Source organism: Sporolactobacillus pectinivorans, assembly GCF_002802965.1.
Lineage (GTDB): Bacteria > Bacillota > Bacilli > Bacillales > Sporolactobacillaceae > Sporolactobacillus > Sporolactobacillus pectinivorans.
The window spans coordinates 1,445,392-1,463,549 of record NZ_NXGA01000001.1 but is presented as its reverse complement, the minus strand read 5'-3'; the positions used below and the strand labels follow the sequence as shown (position 1 = coordinate 1,463,549).

Sequence of the window (18,158 nt, the reverse complement as noted above, 5' to 3'; positions counted from 1 at the left end):
AATCAGCAGTGACATGAAACTGTTTCCTTCACTTACTGACAATCTCGCCATTGATCCGGTCAGCTACCCATTCACCGTCGCGTTTGATGAAGCGCCAGCTTTCTGTCGCGATGTCCCTACGAAACCGGCTTTCGGCAAGCAGTTTTTTCGTACTTATGTTGATTCGATAATCAATCATTTTTCCGGTAATCAACACACGCATATCGTCTTTATCCGGTGACACATAGACGGCTCGAATACCGACGACCCTCACCCTGCTCACGATGTTATGCTCATTTTTCTTCACCATTTCGTCAATCATCTGCTGATGCTGCCAGATCATCAGATCGGACATATAGGCTTTTGCTTCATCCGGATGCTGCGCCGACCAGGCCTTCTGAATCTCAACGTAGCATTCGATAATTCGGTCGCGTAAAGCTTTATCTCTCCAGAATTCAATATTTTTTGAAGTCGGGTTTTTAATTCTGTAAAAGAAAGCCCCCCTAAATACACCACTCCATGCACCCTTCGGACCAAAAATAAGAAAACCAAAAAAGGCAACGGTAAAGAGAATATCAAAAGGTGTGGTTTGTGTCACCGGATCGGTACGTGTAAAGTGACCGGGACCGGGACCAAGCCCTGGTCCGCCGGTATGTCCGGCATCACCAGCAGTCGTTCCGCCCCCTCTGGCCCCTCCTGCTCCGCCACCACCGGCCCGGGCATAAGCCACGTGCACATTTTCAGCAACCGATCCCATGGCAAACAAGATAAGTAAAATAAAACAAATGATTCGCAAACGTTTCATCCAGTCACTCCAACTTGCTTTTTAATTCTAGTTTAACGGTCACTGTCAAGCCTCTAAGCTACTCAGAAAAAACCGCCACTTTACGGCAATCCCTTAAGAGAATGCCTTATTAAAACAAACTGTTGACAAGCTGGATGGATTGGACACACGCATGAATCCTTTTGAAAAGCGTTTGGACAAGATGGAACTACAATTAGCCGGATTGGGAGAGAACAAACCCAAAAATTAAGTACGATCACAGAACAAGTTGTCAACAACTCTGAGCGGTTGGCGTTGTTTTCGCCGGTCCAAGCCGTTTTAGAAGCACTGGCCATGCGATCGTTGGAACAGGAATCAGGTATCGGACCCCCAAGAAGAGCTTAGACGACTTCTATTGGACAGGTACGAGTAATGGACTCGTTCTTCAATCATTCCGTATCATAAATATTATTCTTCATTGTATTATACCTTCCAGTTGTTCATTGGAGTGGTTCCCCCGTAATAAGACTAAAACCAGATACCGTCCGATGGATTGAGATCCCCGCTTTTGGAAAGTAAAGGCATAATAAACACTTTATAAACGCAACGGGCTTCCCCACTATATCAAAGTCTATCTGCCTAACAACCAAAGCAGCAAAAGTTAAATGAACACTTAAAAATCCCTGAATTGAAAGTTTTCATAATGAAAGTTTCCGACCTTTAGTTTGCTGCTAATGAATTGTTTTTTTAAACTTTCTCTCATCGGTTTAGGGCCACAGAAATAGACATCAATAGTTTCTGCAGTCTTAACGTAGTGACTCATTTCACTTACTGATAAATGTCCTTTTTCTTTCGAATTAAACAAATGTATTTTTATGTTATGGCTACATGCCAACTCCTGCAATTCATTCACATAAGCCCCGTTTTCTTCACTGTTATAGGCATAGAAGAAATTAATGGAATAATCTTCTGGTATTCCTGCTTGTAGAAAACTCCTGAATGGTGTGACGCCAATTCCGCCCGCAATCCATATTTGATTTTTAGCCCCTGTCTTGTAATTAAATTTTCCGTGGGGTCCTTCGACAACCAATTTGTCACCGATTTTCAGTGTGTTCATTATAGCCTTTGTATCATCGCCTAAATCTTTAATTGTAAATTGTAATTCTCCATTTTTGGGCGCTTGACTGATAGTAAATGGATGAGATGCAAATTGATTGTCCTTATCCAATATTTTCAAAAACGCAAACTGCCCAGGTTGAAAGTCCATGTTAGCGCCTAATGGGCTTACCGTAATTTCTAACGTTCCTTTTGCCACCACATTCAATTTTTTAACTTTAAAATGATATTTAAAAGCAGTTCTTTCATAAAAGAAAATACTATAAATAGCAGATAACAAACCGATGCAATTTATCATATTTAACCATATACTAAAAGCATTGATCGAAAAAACGGCATAAGTTGCACTTCCGTAATAATGATAAATACCTAATGCATATCCAAGCAGCATGAATTTATGAATAGTCTTCCATCTTTTGTAGTTTAACTCTTTTGCCAAAATAGCGATGAGCATAATAATTACAAACGAATACAAACTTAAACTTCCGTATATAGCATAAGGATCTTTAGGTAATCCTGCTTGAATGGGACTTCTTTTCCCTATGCTCATTGTCACGTCGTGAACAAAAATCAAAAGCAGCGCTGAGATACCTAAGTACTTATGATAAATATACGATCGATCCAGTCCATGGAACAAATAATCAACAACCTTGTGCCTCGTAGAAATAAAATTTATTAAGGCAAAGAGAACTAGAGCACAAGCGGCCACTAATTGAGAATAGCCACTTATCACAGCAATATCTCTAGTGGGCTTGGCAAATAACCAGAATAACCATGTTAAGGCTACACTAAAAAAAATAATAAGAATACCTAATTTCTTTCTCATGATAAAACCCCTTTGCGACCTGCTAATAACTGTATAATTTAAAGCTGCCCCTTATCAGGACAAGAATATTTGAGGTGGGAGTGAGAGGGATCTTTCTTCTCTAGTTTCTTTATAAGGGACGCGCCCGCTTGATAGTAATCGAAAGCCAGCCTTACAGGAACAGAAAACTCATCATGCTGCCGGATGTCTTTGACGGCTCATTTATTCATATAAAAATGTACCGTTGACTGGCACTTTTGTTTCTGCATCATTCAGTCTACTGTTTTTTTACAGTAATAAGAAAGTTAAAATTTTGCGGATTATAGGTGGCCGAACATAAAACACCACGTCCTGTGGCATGTCGGCATTAGGCCATCCATAGGCCGTCACAACTAAGGCTCAGCCTGCGCCAGAGGCTTAGCTTTGCCGGGTTTTCTTTAAAAAAAACTTCTTCAGCCAAATCAGCAGAATGGGAATCAGTGAAATGAAGACAATCATCAGCATGATCAGTGAATAATTTCCTTTAATGACCGGGATTTGTCCGAAGAAATACCCGACAAACAAGCCGATTAGGGTCCACACTGAACCGCCAACCACGTTGTATAAAAAGAAGTATGAATAACGCATCCTGCTGCCACCGGCAATGAACGGGATAAAGGTTCGGATGAAAGGAATAAACCGGCCGAGAAAGACAGCAAATCCGCCATGCTTATCGAAAAATTTCTCGGCTCTTTCCATTTGTTCCTCACTGATCAGCTTGACGAACAGATGATGTTTCTTCAGGCCCTGCCCGATTTCGCGCCCAATCCAATAATTAACCGTAGCTCCAAGAACTGCGGCAAAAATAATCAGAATGATCAGAGCCAGCAGATTGATACCCGAACTGTTGTGGGCGGCAATAGCCCCGGTAACAAAAAGCAAAGAATCACCTGGAAGAAACGGGCAAATAACGAGTCCCGTTTCAATGAAAATGACGACAAAAAGAATGCCATATGTCCAGATACCGTACTGAACGACAATTTGAGCTAGAGCTTGGTCAACGTGCAAAAAAGTGTTAATGATCCAAGATAGAGAGCTCATTCAGATATCTCTCCTTCATTTCGATTCTAGACTAGTCTATCAAGAAAAAATAAAATGAAAGTGAAGGAGATATAAAGAAAAATAAATTGATCATCTAAGGGTGCATCCTAATGTGTGACAGTCATTTATAGATGCTCAGGCTTAGGCAGTGAAAATAATAGTCCTAACCCGCCCTTCTCGGATCGAAAGGCATGAATACTTCCTCCATGTTTTTCGATAATCGACTGAACAGAGGCCAGTCCAAGCCCTGTGCCTCCTGCTTCGGATTGACGTGACGGATCAACTGTGAAAAACTTTTGAAAGAGAAGCTTGAAATCTTTCTCCGGTACACCTATTCCATTATCTTCAATCCTAAAGAAAAAATCGTGTTTGCCCGGATACCCCTCGACCCAGATCTGTAAATTAGGACTGCGTCCATAGCGTACAGCGTTGCTGATAATATTGGCGAAAACGCGTCGCAGCATTGTTTCATCACCATAGAATAGATCATTTTTATCAAAGCGCTGGTTCCAGACGGATACGATTTCCAGTCCGGATAACTCGGTTTCGTATTCTGCAGCGACATTTTGAAAGAAACGCCGGACATAGATCGGGCGTAATGCTATGGATAACAGTAGCATCTCATTTTTAGTGAATGAAGAGAAAATGTTCACAAGTTGCGTCATATCCTGTGATTTTCTTTCAATCAGGTGCAGGTAGTCCTTTTTTGTCTGTTCAGGCAGCCTATTCTGAGTGAGCAGAAGTTCGATAAAGCCGTGAATGGAAGTCAGCGGTGTCTTAATGTCATGTGTAATCGCGGAAATAAGATCGACCTGCTCCTGATTGGTCTGTTTCAGCCTACTCTGCAAATCTCGAACATGATCATAGAGTTCGCCGATTTCGTCCCTTCGTCTTTCCTTATTTACCAATACAGGGCCTATAAAGTTGATTCTTTTGATGAAACCGTTAAGTTGCCTGATGGGTTTAGTAATCAGGTGGTTTAGATAAAAGACAAGCAAGATAAAAATAATACCGAGTGAAATAATAAGGAAGAGTAGCGTCCGGATCAGAACATCATGCAATGCAGCGTTTTCAAATTTAAGAGGATACTGTACACGTAGCAGTAAAACGTTTTGCCCGTTGTTGTCCCTGACTGGAAACCATTTCTCGCCAAGTGCTTTTATATCAGGGTCACCGTGAAACGCGTACATTTCTACGATGTTTTTACTGTAAAGTGAAAGATCTATTTTCTCACGTACTGATGCAGCTTTTATTGTCTCCTTGATGGATGGCATGTCAGGATATGCAGAGCCTATTTGAGTTGCCAGCTTTTGGCCACTGTAATTATAGCGCGTCTGCAGTCCGCTAACTGTTGAAACGATGTGATCCGCAACATCCATTTTAATATAGAGCAAAATCATGAGTACCATCAGTACGACAATCATTGAAAAGATCAGCGATAATTTGAGTTTAAGTTTCATTTAGATTGTCCTCATTGATGAATTGGTAGCCAATCCCCCATATCGTTTTAATTGAATTGAAATTTTCACCCATTTTCTTCCGAATGTTTTTGATATGAACCGTAATTGTGTTAATATCTCCGAATTCATCGCCCCAGACATTTTCATATATTTGTTCCCTGCTCAATACCTGACCAGAATGATCGGATAAATAAGCTAAAATTTGAAACTCTCTGACCGATAGATCAATTTTATGTCCATCAAGTAATGTTTCATAAGTCTTTTTATTTAAAATAAGTCGCCTGTTGGTCACGTCATGATTCGTTTCTTGACTCGCTTGAACACTCCATTCTTTTTTTAGCCGATCAAATTTGCGAAAGTGCGCCTTTACTCTCGAAATCAATTCCTGAACACTAAATGGTTTTGTCATATAATCATCAGCTCCAATTTCGAGCCCAGTAATTTTATCCATTTCCCGGTCTCTGGCGCTCAGAATGAGAATCGGGACATTGGATTCGCGCCGAAGTGTCCGGCATACATCCAGTCCATCCATTTCAGGCATCATGATATCCAAAATAACAAAATCAATATGACCTGAACGTACTTCCTCCAAAGCCTCTAATCCAGAAAAGGCGGAGACCGCTTTGAATTGTTCATATTCGAGACCGTCTGAAATCAATCTGACAATATCTTTATCATCATCCACAATTAATATGGATTGGTTCATCATCGTCACCATTTACCTTTCTTCATTTAAAATATTGGAACCTTCCTTAACCATCCTTCACTTTAACATAATCGTTCATTCTATCATTGCATCCTAAAAAAACTATAAAACAAATATAAAAAATCATGAAACCATAAAGCATAATACTCAGGGGTCGGTCATGTGAAACTTGAGTATCTGATCTACATCCCAATATTTATCGAGATTGTTTTAAAATTTAAACACAAAAATCGAAGGGGGAACACCCCTCCGATTTTTTCCTTATCATTTCTCTCTTTATCAAATTATAAATTCTGACCTTTTTCAAAAGTAAGCAGCATGTGGTTGCTTGCCTCTTTGACCAGGCTGTCAAACAAGGCATAAGTACGCTTCGTCACTTCAGCAGCAGTGATTTCATTCTGTTTTGTCAGAAAAGCAGTCAACTCCTTGCCGGACAATTCTTCTGCCTGTTTGTCTGCAGAGGCAATCCTTCCGCAAACGTAGCTTTGTGCCTCATCTTTAAACGTATTGACCTCGTTGATCACCTGATGATAATGCGGTTCCGCAAGTGCGGCAATCGTTTTGTTCAGCCAGTAGATGCTGTTCATATCGGCCGTGTTCGTGGTATTCTGATAATTTCCAGGCGTGTCATTTACGTTCGCATAGAACGGCACCTGTGCGCTATAGAGATTCACACCAAAGGTCAGCCAATGAATTGCTGCATATTCGGCTGGAACATCATTACGAATCTGCAAAATATGAAATTCCTGATTCCGGTCAATGCCGATTGGACGGAACGTATGTTTCTGCTCTTCCGTCCCATTGCCAAAGGCATCGTATAGCGTTCCCTGGTAATGTGAACTCAAGATATATTGAATATCCTCGATGCTGATTTTATGATCCGTTCGCTGAATGAAGGGAATTTCATCGCTCATCGGATCCTGCTCAATTTCGGGATTAAGATATTTCTGCCCGTACCAAGCGCGCGGCGTGTTGTAGTGTCGGTCCGCTTCCGTATGCGTCCCGAAAATATTTCTGAAATTAAACTCCGTTTTGCTCGGATTTAAGCGATTCTCTTCAGCAAATTCCCGGAGATCTGTCGCCCACATGAATTCATCCGGCTTTGAAAAATCGATGTTCTGAATGCCCGTCTGATTGGGCGCGATGGCATACGCATCGTCCGGAATCCTTTGGGCTGCCCAATGGTGCCCGCCTACCGTTTCCATATACCAGACCTCATTCGCATCTGAAAAAGCAATACCGTTGCTCTCATAGGTCCCATATTTTTCAATCATTTTTCCGAGACGTGCCACGCCTTCGCGCGCAGAATGAATGTAGGGTATAACCACAGACTCCATGGCTTCTTCACCAATGCCTTCTTTCACCAATGGGTCAAAACCAAGTACACGGGGATTGGTGAATTCCGTTTCAGTCGCGCTCATTGCCACATTATCCGTGTTGATACCTGATTCGCCCCAAACCCCCTCAGACTCATCAGCGCCTGGCGTAAATGTATGACGCAGCGGGTTATCAGGCAAATCGATCGCAAATTCATTGACACGAGAAACGTACCTGCTCCGATGATCTTCAGCTTTCACCACTGTAAATCGCTTCGGATTAATCGCCCCGTGTCCGTCTTCATTACGGGCGACCATTGTCGAACCATCAATGGAGGCCTCCTTCCCGACAAGGACTGCCGTACAGCTTGAATGATTTGACTTTGACATTATGAAAACCTTCTTTGACCGTATTCCAGTTTCATTGTTGAAAGCTGGTTGATTAATGAACGATTCCTTAATTACCGTTTTGAGACAACCTCTTTTTATACCTTATTTTTTAAATGGGACATCGAGGTGACAGCCAGCTAATTCCAGCGCGTAGCGCAGATCCTGATTGCCGCGCACCGTCATTCCAAAGTCGGTAGCGTAAATAACGAGCCCCAGTTGATGGCCGGCGGCTAATTTGTGGAATGTAGGCTGGAGTTCAATGTCCACATCGTAGAATTGGTCAGGCTTCAATTCATTGGTCTTCCAGGGATTTTCCCGGTTTTGCAAATTGATATGGCCCTTCGAAATCATCTTAAATGGCGTGGCAAAATTAGCCAAAGTGAATTCACGAAGACGATCCTCGCGCCAATGATAGGCCAGATCCATCCCGTGAATTGGGGTTGGGGAAACATTAAATCGTTTTGCCTCGCCATAGTCGACCAGTTGGAAACTCAGCATCCCAAATGGACGATTTGCGGCTACCTTGACGTGGATGTCGACATTGCCGTCGATCATCGTGTCCCCGTCCATTGGCTGGGACTTGAACAACAAGCGGTTTTCAGCCAGATCGTTTCTTTGATCCTCTATGATGTCATGCTCCCACTGATCAATATGAGTAGCGTAGCGATTAAAGACATCTTCTGGCAAATGATCCTTGAACGACTGCACCTCATGACTGACAGGAGTAATAACCAGTTTCCCTGCGGCCAGTTTATAGGTCGTCTTAGCTAAATCCGGCTCGGACCAATCATGATAAGCGTTCCATGTTTCCGGGGTCACATTGTCCTGAACGATCACGTTCGGTAAGCTTTCCTTGGCTCCGTTTTCGATGCCATAAAGTTCATGACTGACCCAGAGGTTGATTATGTCCGTATAATCAATGGAACGGAAAGCATTGATGTAGATGTGCTGTCCCTGGTGCAGGATGATCTTTTTGGTGACCGGCACATCCCGCAATCCTTGCCACAGCTTTTCTACCTGACGCGGTTTAACATTCCAATCGTTTAAGCCGTGGACCAGAAGCACATCACATTTGATGTGCTTCATATTCTTGCGGTAGTTGCGGGCATCCCAGAAGGTGTTGTAATTGCCCGAGTCACGATCCATGTCTTGAGCCATCTGCTTCATCTGCCGGGAGAAGAAATCTTTGATGTTCAGCTGGTAATCAGCAGCGGACTTCATCCGGCTCATCGTCTCTATGGCCAGTACATCAGCGTCTTCACCAGGAAAACCACCGGGGGCAATCGTCAAACCGCTGTCACGATAGTAATCGTACCAGGATGAAATGGCCGCTTCAGAAATGATCGTCTTTAATCCTTCAACCCCGGTCGTGGCAGCAGCTGTAGCCAGGGTGCCGAGATAGGAGCGGCCGGTCATGGCCACAGAACCATTGCACCACCAGGCAGTGATCGCGATATTGTCCGTTCGGTTGGTGAAGGCCTGCCGTTTGCCACTCAGCCATTCAATGACATCGACTGTCGCCTCAGTTTGTTGCGGATCACCACACGTTTGAATCCCGTCAGAATCAAGCGTTCCGATGCCGGCAGAGTAGACCGCCGCAAAACCGCGCGCCAGAAAGTAATCGTTTAACGTATAGGACTGTTCGCGACTAAACGTTTCAGTGGCTTGTTTCGTTTCCCCAGAAACCGGTCTGGGCTCCGGCAGTGATATTCCATCGCCGTGATAGGCAATGTCCTGGTAACTCAAATCATTGGGCTGCTTTTCTTTTAACGGTACATTGACGTTATGCGTGGCCTTCTCGCCAGCTTCGTCGTTTATTCCCTGGTTGTAAGGACTGGCTGTGTAGAGAACAGGTACCTTCAAATCTTTTTCAGTATCCGCCGGGCGGACAATTTCAACTTTGAGTAAATCACGTTTGCCGTCGTGATCGGAATCAACTGAAGATTCCACATAGACGACATCGCGAATCAGTTTAGCCGTATCAAAGACTGCCTGGGCTTTGCCGTTAAAAAACAACGGCTTCCTGCTGGCCGGCAAATCGTAAAACGAGGCAAAGTAGCCTTGATTCGTCAGCTGATCAAGAAAAGTCTGGCCGTCCTTAGTGTGGGTCGTCAGCAGCAGATACCAGGCATCCAGTAACTGATCTTTGTTCCACACACCTGAGGCTTCAATTACCGGTAACTGCATTTTTTCCATGGCAGTAAGCGGATCATTGATTGCATAGTCGACATCAACTAAGAAATCGAATAGTTGCAGGGCAACCAAATAGAAGACGTTCGGCGTGATGGGCCGATCATTATCTAAGTAATCCTTGAGATCGGTATCGGGAGTAGCTAAGTAGTTTTTAAGTTTGCTATTAAGCTCATTGCCGCTCCTGACCTTCAAAAAAGCCTTTCGCAGCAGCAAACGATATGTACCGGCAGGTGTCACCGCGCGGCCTACTCGATCATCTAAGAAATGAATCCTTTGTAATTCGTTTAGCACTGTTTTGTGGTCGGCAAATAACCGGGCAAATTGATTGTTCTTCATATGTCTAAAACTCCTCATATAGTAACTGAAGTCATTATAACACTTACTTGGCTTCAATCAGGCTGTTTCGTTACTGTGGATTTTCAAACAGGAGTAACGGGATGACTGATAAATTACTGTGAAGGCTTATATTTTCTCAGGAATATTGATAAATCCATATGAGCGATTTGCCCCCCGATTGTGTGACCAAAATTGGGGGGCAAATCGAGGATCGGTAAATTTGCATAAATGGGAGGGCGGCGATGAAAGGAGCACGTTAAGTGAATAACCTTTTCTGGAGACAGTCCATTTATTATTCGTCAGCAATTGCAGGCGGCGGCATCCCCCTGTACCCGCAGTTTGGGCGCGTAACATCACGTTTCCCCATCATGCGAAAGGCGATCATGAATGTCGCAACCGATACTTTAAACGCATATCCGCAGACTGGGCACTCAAAGTGCACCGTTTTTGCACGCTAGGCAACAAACAATAAAGCAATAACCACAACGAGATGTTATTGTCACTATTTGGGTAATCATTGATGTTCTCCCTTTTTATTGCAGTTATTATCATGAGTTCAGCAAATATCTGGCTGCAAATTCTTTTTTGGGGGGATTTTTTCCGGTTAAGGCCGTTCAAAAAATCCTCGGCTCAAGCAAATTTAAGATTTCGACTGAACTCAGTCTTTGACAATTTTGAACGTCTCGTCATCCTGGCCGTTGTCTTGGTTCTCGATGTACTCTTTGATCATATCTTCTGTCACGGATCCCACTGTCCCGCAGTAATAGCCCGGTGCCCATAAATGCTGTTCCCAATACCTTTGCCTTAATTTATTGAACTCTTCCTGTAACATTTTTGAAGAGTGTCCCTTGAGATACTGAAGCAAATTACTCAGAGCTATATTGGGCGGACAGGACACCAATAGATGTACATATTCTTTCCCGATACATCCCCTGATAATTTGAATATTTCTTGCCTCACACCCCTGCCATATAATCCCCCTGAGTCGTACGGCTACTTTCCCTCGCAGTATTTTATAACGATATTTGGTTGTCCAGACAATATGGTATTGCATATCGTAGGCCGTGTCTTCCATAGTTTATATATCTCATTTTGTTCACCTAACCTTATTATAGCAGAGCTTCAGAGGATACTGGAGTATCCCCTAGTCTGAAAAAGTCTGCTGCCTGCCAAAAATATTTAATGACTGTACACATCACATACTTCTCTTGACGATACACAGATAAAGGACTTCAGGACAAGAAAAGCACCACTATTTAATTGTGTTAGACTTGAGTTATTATCCGGTATAGTAAAATAAGGAAGACAATAGTAAACAAGCTGGAAAAAAGTAGGAAAGAAAGCCCTAATGACCGCTGCCTAAGACAAGACAGATAATATTGTAAAAATGGAACCAACAGGTTATGAGGAGAAAAGATTCCCTATGAATAATTCAGGTTCTATGGTTTAATCTGATTGTCGAAAAAATATATACGAACCCCCGCATTTCCATATATAATTATATATGTTGAGACTAATAATCCCTATGAAATGAGGCATGATTTTGAATGAACGAAGAGCTCAAATTAATTCTCACAGAAATGAGACAAGGATTTAAGGCAGTTAATCAAAAGTTTGACGTCATTGATCAAAAGCTCGATGCGGTGGATCAAAAGTTTGGTGCAATTGATCAAAGGTTTGACGCAATGGATCAAAAGTTTGGTGCAATTGATCAAAGGTTCGATGCAATGGATCAAAAGTTTGACGTAATTGATCAAAGGTTTGACGCAATGGACCAGAAGTTTGACATAATTGATCAAAGGTTCGACGCAGTGGATCAAAAGTTTAACGCAGTAGATCAAAGGTTCGACGCGGTGGATCAAAAGTTTAACGCAGTAGATCAAAGGTTCAACGCGGTGGATCAGAAGTTTGACGCAGTAGATCAAAGGTTCGACGCGGTGGATCAAAAGTTTAACGCAGTAGATCAAAGGTTCGACGCAATGGACCAGAAGTTTGACGTCATAGATCAAAGGTTCGACGCGGTGGATCAGAAGTTTGACGCAGTAGATCAAAGGTTCGATGCGGTGGGTCAAAAATTTGATGGAATTAACGATCATTTGGATCGAATTGAGAGGAAAGTTGATGGTATTCAAAAGCAAGTTGTTAAAAATTCAGAAGCCATAACCGAACTAAATATGAAATTTGATGAGCAAGGAAAGGTGATAACTACCCTTTCAGTACGGTCGATCGTGCAGGAAGGCGAAATAAGAAACCTGAAGCAAGCTCGATGATCAAACGAATCACAAGGTTTAAATGCGTATCTTGTGCCGCCAAGTCCTGAAAGGATCTACTGGCTAAAGACCAGTGAGTTTAAATCAGGAGTTCATTGACTAAAACGAATCAAGTAGTCGGATTGATATGGGCGATATAGATTTATATGATGTCTTCTGATGAGATTAAGTACCAACCATTCGTTTCGACAAAATGGTAGCCGGCAAAGTAAAACATAGTGTGAGATAGCATTCATTCAGAATTTTTCTGATAAATCTCATTAAGGCTTTGTTAAATTCATCTGTTGATTTTCGCTCCATGTGCTCGCTTTCCACGGGCGATCCGCAAGCCCCCTCGCTACTTCACTGCTGGGGCCCGCGGTTCCCGCCAGAGCCCGCGCCCCTTTGTTCCAATCAACAGAATGGTGAAACCAATATTGAACTTTAACATAGCCATTAACCAAAGACACGCATTCAAACTCCCTCACTTTGCATCCCCTGCAGCACGCTTTTTTCCAAAGAAAATCAAGCTGATCAAAAGCACCGGAATGCTGACGGCGGAAAGTACCCATGTCAGGGCAAGAAAATCCATCGAAGTGATTGTCTGGGCAAAGATGACGCCGAGAACGGCTGAGGCTCCGATCGAACCGATGAAGCGGCACGTTTGGAACAGTCCGGCGCTTGTGCCGACAATTTCTTCAGGTGACTCAATCAGCATCATTGTCTGTAAAGCGACGTTGCCGATACCATAACCACAACCGATCAGGAGCAGAAACAGCCCAATTAGAATCAGGGAGCGGTCGAAAGCAACAATCATTAAGAGCAGTGATCCGAGTACAGTCAGAACAGCTCCTATTTTCAGCGGCCCAGCTGGCCCCGAACGGTCAATCCGTCGTCCGATGATCAGTGAAGCAACAACGCTGGCGAGCGACATGGACAGCATCATTGCCCCGCTCGCGCGGACACCCAGATGCATCCCGCTCTGAAAAAAAGCAGGCATACCGTAAAAAAGGCAGTAATTAGCGACGTTCAGCAGAATAAAAAGCAGATAGACAAGCGTCAGCCGGTGATTCATTTTCAACAGATGCAGATCGACAAAGGGGGCGTGCGTCTTCCATTCTCTCCAGATAAAAAGTGCCGCTGCAGCCAGACCGATGGCAAGTGTCCAAAACGCAACGTGTTCTTTCAGTGTGAGCAGGAACCAGAGCAGGCCGACAATACTGATCGAGAACAAAACAATTCCGGGGATGTCCAGCTGCCACAGAAAACTTTTCAAGTGATAAGCATGATTTCTGACGTCCTTCGGAAACACGAAGAAACCGAGAATGAGACTGATGAAAATAAACGGATAATTCACGTAGAAAATACTCGGCCAGCCCCCCCAGACAATCAGGAAACCGCCAACCGTCGGACCAAACGCCGTCATCACCGACGCGCAAATGGCCAAGGCGGCCAGCGCGGATCCCTGTTTCTTCTGACTGACTGAACGCTGTACCAGAGCCACGCTGGAAGGATAAATTGTGCTGTTGCCGACCGCCTGTAAGAGACGCATCAGAAGCAGGATAAGAAAAGTCGATGCCAGAGGGGCAAAAAAACAGGCGATTGCCGAAAGCACCAGACCGCCGAGGAACAACTTTCGTCGCCCGACCAGATCGCCAGCCTTCCCCGTCACCGGCTGACCGACAGCACTGACCAGATAGAAAGCAGAGACCAGCCAAGAGACAGTCGCGAAACTCAGATGATAGTCCTGCTGAATGCTGTGCAGTGCCAAGGCAATCATCGATGAATTCAGTGGATTAAGTATCGATCCGGACAAAATGGCCGCCATAAAAATCGTGTGGTTCTTCCTCCAACTACTCATCTTCCTGCCTCCTAGTGCCATTGCGTTGCTGCTCCTGCATCGCTGTCAGGCAAAAAAATGCAACAAGATGAAGCCGTTGGAAAACCCTCTCGATCAAAGTGGATCTTTCCGGTGTACCTCCAGTCATTCCGAGAGTAAGAGTCCTTTTTTCTTTTCCGCACACAGTTAAAGCTCTCACCAGTATCTCTCCAATAACACTGCTTTATTTTTTGTGTATCCCGCTTGCCGTCGATTAATCTTTTAATTCAAAAATCAGGATTTTTCGTGACTCATCAGATTGACCGCTTGAACTTCGGAAACCTGATGCTCAACATACTCCGCAATCAATTCGTCCGGATGCTGCACCGTCACATTTCTACCGGTCGGCACTTTTCGGGGTTTTCTAATGATTTTTATTTTGTTCTCCTCAAAATAAGTGAGAAAATCATCCAGAGAATCGACTAAAAAGGTTATTTTAGTTTGGCTGAATGGCTTTAAGTCATCAGGCGTTCCGGCGACAAACAGAAAATGTCCGATTGAAGCTAATTCCAGATGCATTTCCTCGTATTTGAATCTTAAATTGACCGGCAATCCATAGAGTTTCTGATAAAAAGGCAAGACGTCATCGAGATTATTGACATACATGCGAAAGTATGCCTTTTTTATTTTCATTTTACTTACTCTCCTTCATCCATATTTTCAAAAAAGTTGATAAAATCAGGCCAGTACAGATTAAAAATAAAGATTACTTTTGCGAATGTATCTCAGCATCATTTTTCACCTTACATTCGATGACTGTTTCCAAAAGGCTGGGAAACTTTTGATCCAGCTCTTTGGCTCGGACAGATAAAAAACGTTTTCTTCCTTCTTCTCTCACCCAAATGACTCCAGTCTCTCTCAGGACTTTGAAATGATGGGACAGCGCCGCTTTCGAAGCCAGGGTGTCAAAGGACTTGCACTGCTGTTCACCGGATTTATACAGCCGCTCAACAATTTTTAAGCGTGTGTTATCACTGAGTGCATAAAACAGTTGTTCCAGAGCAACATCTGTCATACCGGGATGAATAATTGATCGCATCGGATTATGAACTCCCCCTCCCTTCTACGTTGTATCTTATCGAAAAAAGCTTTATAATTCAAACGTTAAACATATATTTAACTATTTAACAATATGAAAGAATCCATTAATCAAATATTTAAGTTACAGTCTTTAATGTGTTTATCTGTTCTGCTTCCAATATCACCAACTTTTTTTAAAATAAGAACCCAGAGTCCTTGAATAATCAAGGTTCTAAACTCTTTGCTTATGCTGTCAATGGATACGGTGACCGTATAATTTCTTTAAAAAACTTTTTGAGTGGCTGATCAGTCATCCGTGTTTATTTTTATTCCCTTTATTCTCATCGAAATCCCTCCGTATGGTTAAATTATCTTGTCGATTTATCGGATAAAGTCTCGATTTTATAGTTATATGGTCATTAAAAATGTATAGCGTTTACATGACATATCTTATATAATTGTCCGTATAAAATTATTTATCTAAGAGATGATCTCTGATGAAAAGATTTGTTAGCACTTACTTGTCATTTAAACGATCTCCTTTTCTTTTGGCATTGCTTTACATTGCTTTAATCCTTGCTGTTATTGTGATCGTTCCTTTTAAATTTGAGATATTGCGTATTGTTCTGCTTTTAGTCTTAATCATACTTTATTCGTTAGGAAGTCAGGCTATAAACGAAAAGATACAAAAGCGATAAATCTGGAAACCTCCATGATCCTTGTATCTAGTCATTTCGTGTATTTTCTTGGGTCTCAGCTAACCCTCTCATTAATACTTATTTTCAAACTTCTGAAATTCATTTTCACATCCGGGATGTTCTTCACGTGCTTGGTATTGACGGTTAGTATCTTCAGGCCTTCCTGTTCCAGCAAATTATAGATCGTTTATCAGATCCTCAGCTATCTTTATCCTCGTCAACATTATTAAGCGAATACTGCTGGCCACTACATTTTCTTTCCTCCAGTGCTAATGAATTACTCTTGTTCAAAACAACCTTAGAATATCTCAATCTGCCTCCCCCTGCCCATTCACCTTTAGAAAGTGTCGTAGAATGGAGTTTAGTATCTTTTTGTATCTTTTTGTACTGGGCTGGGGAAAGTAAAAGACAGATAATAATCTTTATGTGCGATTAACTCTTCGTATAATTTTTGACTAAGACTGTATGAGAGTGATCAGGTAATGATATGTTTTTTTTCATCGTATGTTGCTTTGAATACTGGTGTTTTTGATAACTTGGAATTGAGCCATTTATAGGCAAAATGATCGCATAGAAATGAGCCACATGATTTCCAATTTTTAGCCCATCTTTCCTATGATAGAAAAGTAACCAGCAATTCTACATAAGGGAGAGGGAAAAAAGGATGATCGATATGGCTCTCTATGATCGTATCAAAATTATGAAGGAGGTTGAAGGCCTTTCTCAACGTGAGATTGCGAGAAATTTAGGGATTTCAAGAAATACGGTGAGTAAATATCTCAAACAGAAGGAGCCTCCGACCCTTGCGGTTCGGCAACGTTCGTACGGGAAGAAAGAATACTCAGAGGAAACTCAACGCATTCTGCCCGTCATCGATCAGTGGCTCCTTGAGGATCAAAAACACTGGGTCAAACAGAAACATACGGCGGCGAGAGTTTATCAACGATTGGTCGAAGAATACAACTTCAAAGGATCTGCCTCTAACATTCGTAAACTCGTTGCTCGGAGAAGGCAAAAACAGAAGGAGGTGTTCATCCCCCTTGAGTTTCAATTGGGCCTTCAATTCCAGTTCGACTGGGGTGAGGCGGATATCATCCTGAGCGGGCGGACGCAGAGAATCTTTTTGTTTTGTCTCCAGCTCTCATCTAGCCGTTTACGTTTTGTCCGAGCCTATGCCCATCAGAAACAGGAGGCTTTTTTGGATGGCTTTGTACACGCTTTTGAATTTCTGGGAGGTGTGCCGGTCGAAGGCCTCTTGGACAATTTGAAAACAGCCGTAGAGAAAATTCTGGAGGGCCGGCATCGCCTGGAACAGGAAGCGTTTATCGCGCTCCAGGCGCATTACGGATTCAAAGCCACATTCGCCAATCCCCGAAGGGGAAATGAAAAAGGCCGGATTGAAGGAACGGTCGGTTATGTCCGGCGTAACACACTCGTTCCTTTTCCAGACGTACAGTCCCTGGATGAGCTGAATGACTACCTTCTGGAGTGGTGCCAGAAAGAAGCGGAACACGTCCGTGTTCCGCATACCGATGAAACGGTGGCCCAGGTTTGGGCCAGGGAAAAGCTGACGCTCCATCCCCTACCGGAAACACCGTTTGAAGCCTGCCAACTGGTGTCCTGTCAGGTCAATCAGCTCTCCTTAATTCATGTGGAAACGAATCAGTATTCCGTTCCTTGCGTTTATGTGGGACAGGCCGTCTGGGTCAAGAAGTTCGTGGATCATCTGGTCATTGTGGCTCAGAATCAAGTGATCGCGGAGTATCCTCGTTCTTACGAACGAAATCAGCTGTTCACCCGTCTGGATCACTATCTGGAGGCGCTTCTGAAAAAACCGCGTGCCATCCGAGATGCGCTCCCCTTTCAGAGTCCGCAGATCCCTGAAGTTTTCCGGCAATTTCACCGCAAAATGCGTGAGGCTGAAGGCGCAGCTGGAGACCGCAAATTTATTCGACTTCTACTCCTTCACCGGGACTTGGGTATGGCCACATTGACCGAGGCACTGACCGAAGCGGAACGAAGGCAGAACTTCACGTACGAAGCGGTTTATGAAATCATTCAACAGGTGACCGGCAATGTGACTCGCCTGGCTGGCCAAACTTCGGAAGCCCTGCAGGGCTACAAGGTGAAAGTGACCGATATTAGTCAATACCGACAACTGGTAAGGG

14 protein-coding genes are annotated in these 18,158 nt (G+C 43.2%); 2 read left to right on the top strand and 12 right to left on the bottom strand.

All coding sequences use genetic code 11. The annotated features are described in order from the left end of the window. Positions 1 to 28: 28 nt before the first annotated feature. The 8 genes from COP04_RS07070 to tnpA all read right to left on the bottom strand — a co-directional run bounded on the left by COP04_RS07070 (position 29) and on the right by tnpA (position 11,219). Positions 29 to 784, bottom strand: a complete 756-nt coding sequence (locus COP04_RS07070; RefSeq protein ID WP_100487325.1) for a Tim44 domain-containing protein — start codon at positions 782 to 784, stop codon at positions 29 to 31. Positions 785 to 1,415: 631 nt separating this feature from the next. Then, positions 1,416 to 2,684, bottom strand: coding sequence for a ferredoxin reductase family protein (locus COP04_RS07065; RefSeq protein WP_100487324.1), 1,269 nt, complete (start codon positions 2,682 to 2,684; stop codon positions 1,416 to 1,418). A gap of 396 nt (positions 2,685 to 3,080) precedes the next feature. Continuing rightward, positions 3,081 to 3,743, bottom strand: a complete 663-nt coding sequence (locus COP04_RS07060; protein WP_100487323.1) for a VTT domain-containing protein — start codon at positions 3,741 to 3,743, stop codon at positions 3,081 to 3,083. Positions 3,744 to 3,868: 125 nt separating this feature from the next. Then, on the bottom strand, positions 3,869 to 5,203 hold the full coding sequence (locus tag COP04_RS07055; protein WP_100487322.1) for a HAMP domain-containing sensor histidine kinase: 1,335 nt from the start codon (positions 5,201 to 5,203) through the stop codon (positions 3,869 to 3,871). Then, positions 5,193 to 5,909, bottom strand: coding sequence for a response regulator transcription factor (locus COP04_RS07050; protein WP_100489576.1), 717 nt, complete (start codon positions 5,907 to 5,909; stop codon positions 5,193 to 5,195). The genes COP04_RS07055 and COP04_RS07050 overlap by 11 nt, the downstream gene beginning before the upstream one ends. A 284-nt stretch (positions 5,910 to 6,193) precedes the next feature. After that, the gene (locus COP04_RS07045; RefSeq protein WP_100487321.1) at positions 6,194 to 7,615 is read right to left on the bottom strand and encodes a C69 family dipeptidase; all 1,422 of its coding nucleotides are present in this window, start codon (positions 7,613 to 7,615) and stop codon (positions 6,194 to 6,196) included. Between the two features lie 102 nt (positions 7,616 to 7,717). Next, entirely contained in the window at positions 7,718 to 10,144 is a 2,427-nt protein-coding gene (locus COP04_RS07040; protein WP_100487320.1) for a Xaa-Pro dipeptidyl-peptidase, read from the bottom strand. Positions 10,145 to 10,802: 658 nt separating this feature from the next. Further along, positions 10,803 to 11,219 carry an IS200/IS605 family transposase gene (gene tnpA, locus COP04_RS07030; protein ID WP_100487318.1) on the bottom strand — a complete coding sequence of 139 codons (417 nt, stop codon included), beginning with the start codon at positions 11,217 to 11,219 and terminating at the stop codon, positions 10,803 to 10,805. A 472-nt stretch (positions 11,220 to 11,691) separates the two neighbouring features. On the opposite strand from tnpA, the gene COP04_RS20220 reads away from it, so the two are divergent. Then, positions 11,692 to 12,414, top strand: a complete 723-nt coding sequence (locus COP04_RS20220) for a coiled-coil domain-containing protein (RefSeq protein ID WP_239984796.1) — start codon at positions 11,692 to 11,694, stop codon at positions 12,412 to 12,414. 260 nt (positions 12,415 to 12,674) lie between these two features. Here COP04_RS20220 and COP04_RS07020 read toward each other — a convergent pair whose 3' ends face one another. The 4 genes from COP04_RS07020 to COP04_RS07000 all read right to left on the bottom strand — a co-directional run bounded on the left by COP04_RS07020 (position 12,675) and on the right by COP04_RS07000 (position 15,311). Beyond that, positions 12,675 to 12,863, bottom strand: coding sequence for a hypothetical protein (locus COP04_RS07020; RefSeq protein WP_157800219.1), 189 nt, complete (start codon positions 12,861 to 12,863; stop codon positions 12,675 to 12,677). 14 nt (positions 12,864 to 12,877) lie between these two features. Beyond that, positions 12,878 to 14,254: an MFS transporter gene (locus COP04_RS07015; protein ID WP_100487316.1), complete on the bottom strand. Its 1,377-nt coding sequence runs from the start codon at positions 14,252 to 14,254 to the stop codon at positions 12,878 to 12,880. A gap of 252 nt (positions 14,255 to 14,506) precedes the next feature. Continuing rightward, on the bottom strand, positions 14,507 to 14,905 hold the full coding sequence (locus COP04_RS07005) for a VOC family protein (protein ID WP_100487314.1): 399 nt from the start codon (positions 14,903 to 14,905) through the stop codon (positions 14,507 to 14,509). Between the two features lie 73 nt (positions 14,906 to 14,978). Then, on the bottom strand, positions 14,979 to 15,311 hold the full coding sequence (locus COP04_RS07000; RefSeq protein ID WP_100487313.1) for an ArsR/SmtB family transcription factor: 333 nt from the start codon (positions 15,309 to 15,311) through the stop codon (positions 14,979 to 14,981). Positions 15,312 to 16,654: 1,343 nt separating this feature from the next. Here COP04_RS07000 and istA point away from each other — a divergent pair. Beyond that, positions 16,655 to 18,158 (top strand): IS21 family transposase (istA, locus tag COP04_RS06990; RefSeq protein WP_100487311.1); only part of this gene is annotated, 1,504 nt, incomplete at its 3' end.

Bases quoted from the DNA above. Each gene is read 5' to 3' on its own strand.
- COP04_RS07015 (WP_100487316.1), bottom strand. From the start codon at position 14,254: ATGAGTAGTTGGAGGAAGAACCACACGATTTTTATGGCGGCCATTTTG.
- COP04_RS07070 (WP_100487325.1), bottom strand. From the start codon at position 784: ATGAAACGTTTGCGAATCATTTGTTTTATTTTACTTATCTTGTTTGCC.
- tnpA (WP_100487318.1), bottom strand. From the start codon at position 11,219: ATGGAAGACACGGCCTACGATATGCAATACCATATTGTCTGGACAACC.
- COP04_RS20220 (WP_239984796.1), top strand. From the start codon at position 11,692: ATGAACGAAGAGCTCAAATTAATTCTCACAGAAATGAGACAAGGATTT.
- COP04_RS07060 (WP_100487323.1), bottom strand. From the start codon at position 3,743: ATGAGCTCTCTATCTTGGATCATTAACACTTTTTTGCACGTTGACCAA.
- COP04_RS07045 (WP_100487321.1), bottom strand. From the start codon at position 7,615: ATGTCAAAGTCAAATCATTCAAGCTGTACGGCAGTCCTTGTCGGGAAG.
- COP04_RS07000 (WP_100487313.1), bottom strand. From the start codon at position 15,311: ATGCGATCAATTATTCATCCCGGTATGACAGATGTTGCTCTGGAACAA.
- COP04_RS07040 (WP_100487320.1), bottom strand. From the start codon at position 10,144: ATGAAGAACAATCAATTTGCCCGGTTATTTGCCGACCACAAAACAGTG.
- COP04_RS07055 (WP_100487322.1), bottom strand. From the start codon at position 5,203: ATGAAACTTAAACTCAAATTATCGCTGATCTTTTCAATGATTGTCGTA.
- COP04_RS07065 (WP_100487324.1), bottom strand. From the start codon at position 2,684: ATGAGAAAGAAATTAGGTATTCTTATTATTTTTTTTAGTGTAGCCTTA.
- COP04_RS07005 (WP_100487314.1), bottom strand. From the start codon at position 14,905: ATGAAAATAAAAAAGGCATACTTTCGCATGTATGTCAATAATCTCGAT.
- COP04_RS07050 (WP_100489576.1), bottom strand. From the start codon at position 5,909: ATGAACCAATCCATATTAATTGTGGATGATGATAAAGATATTGTCAGA.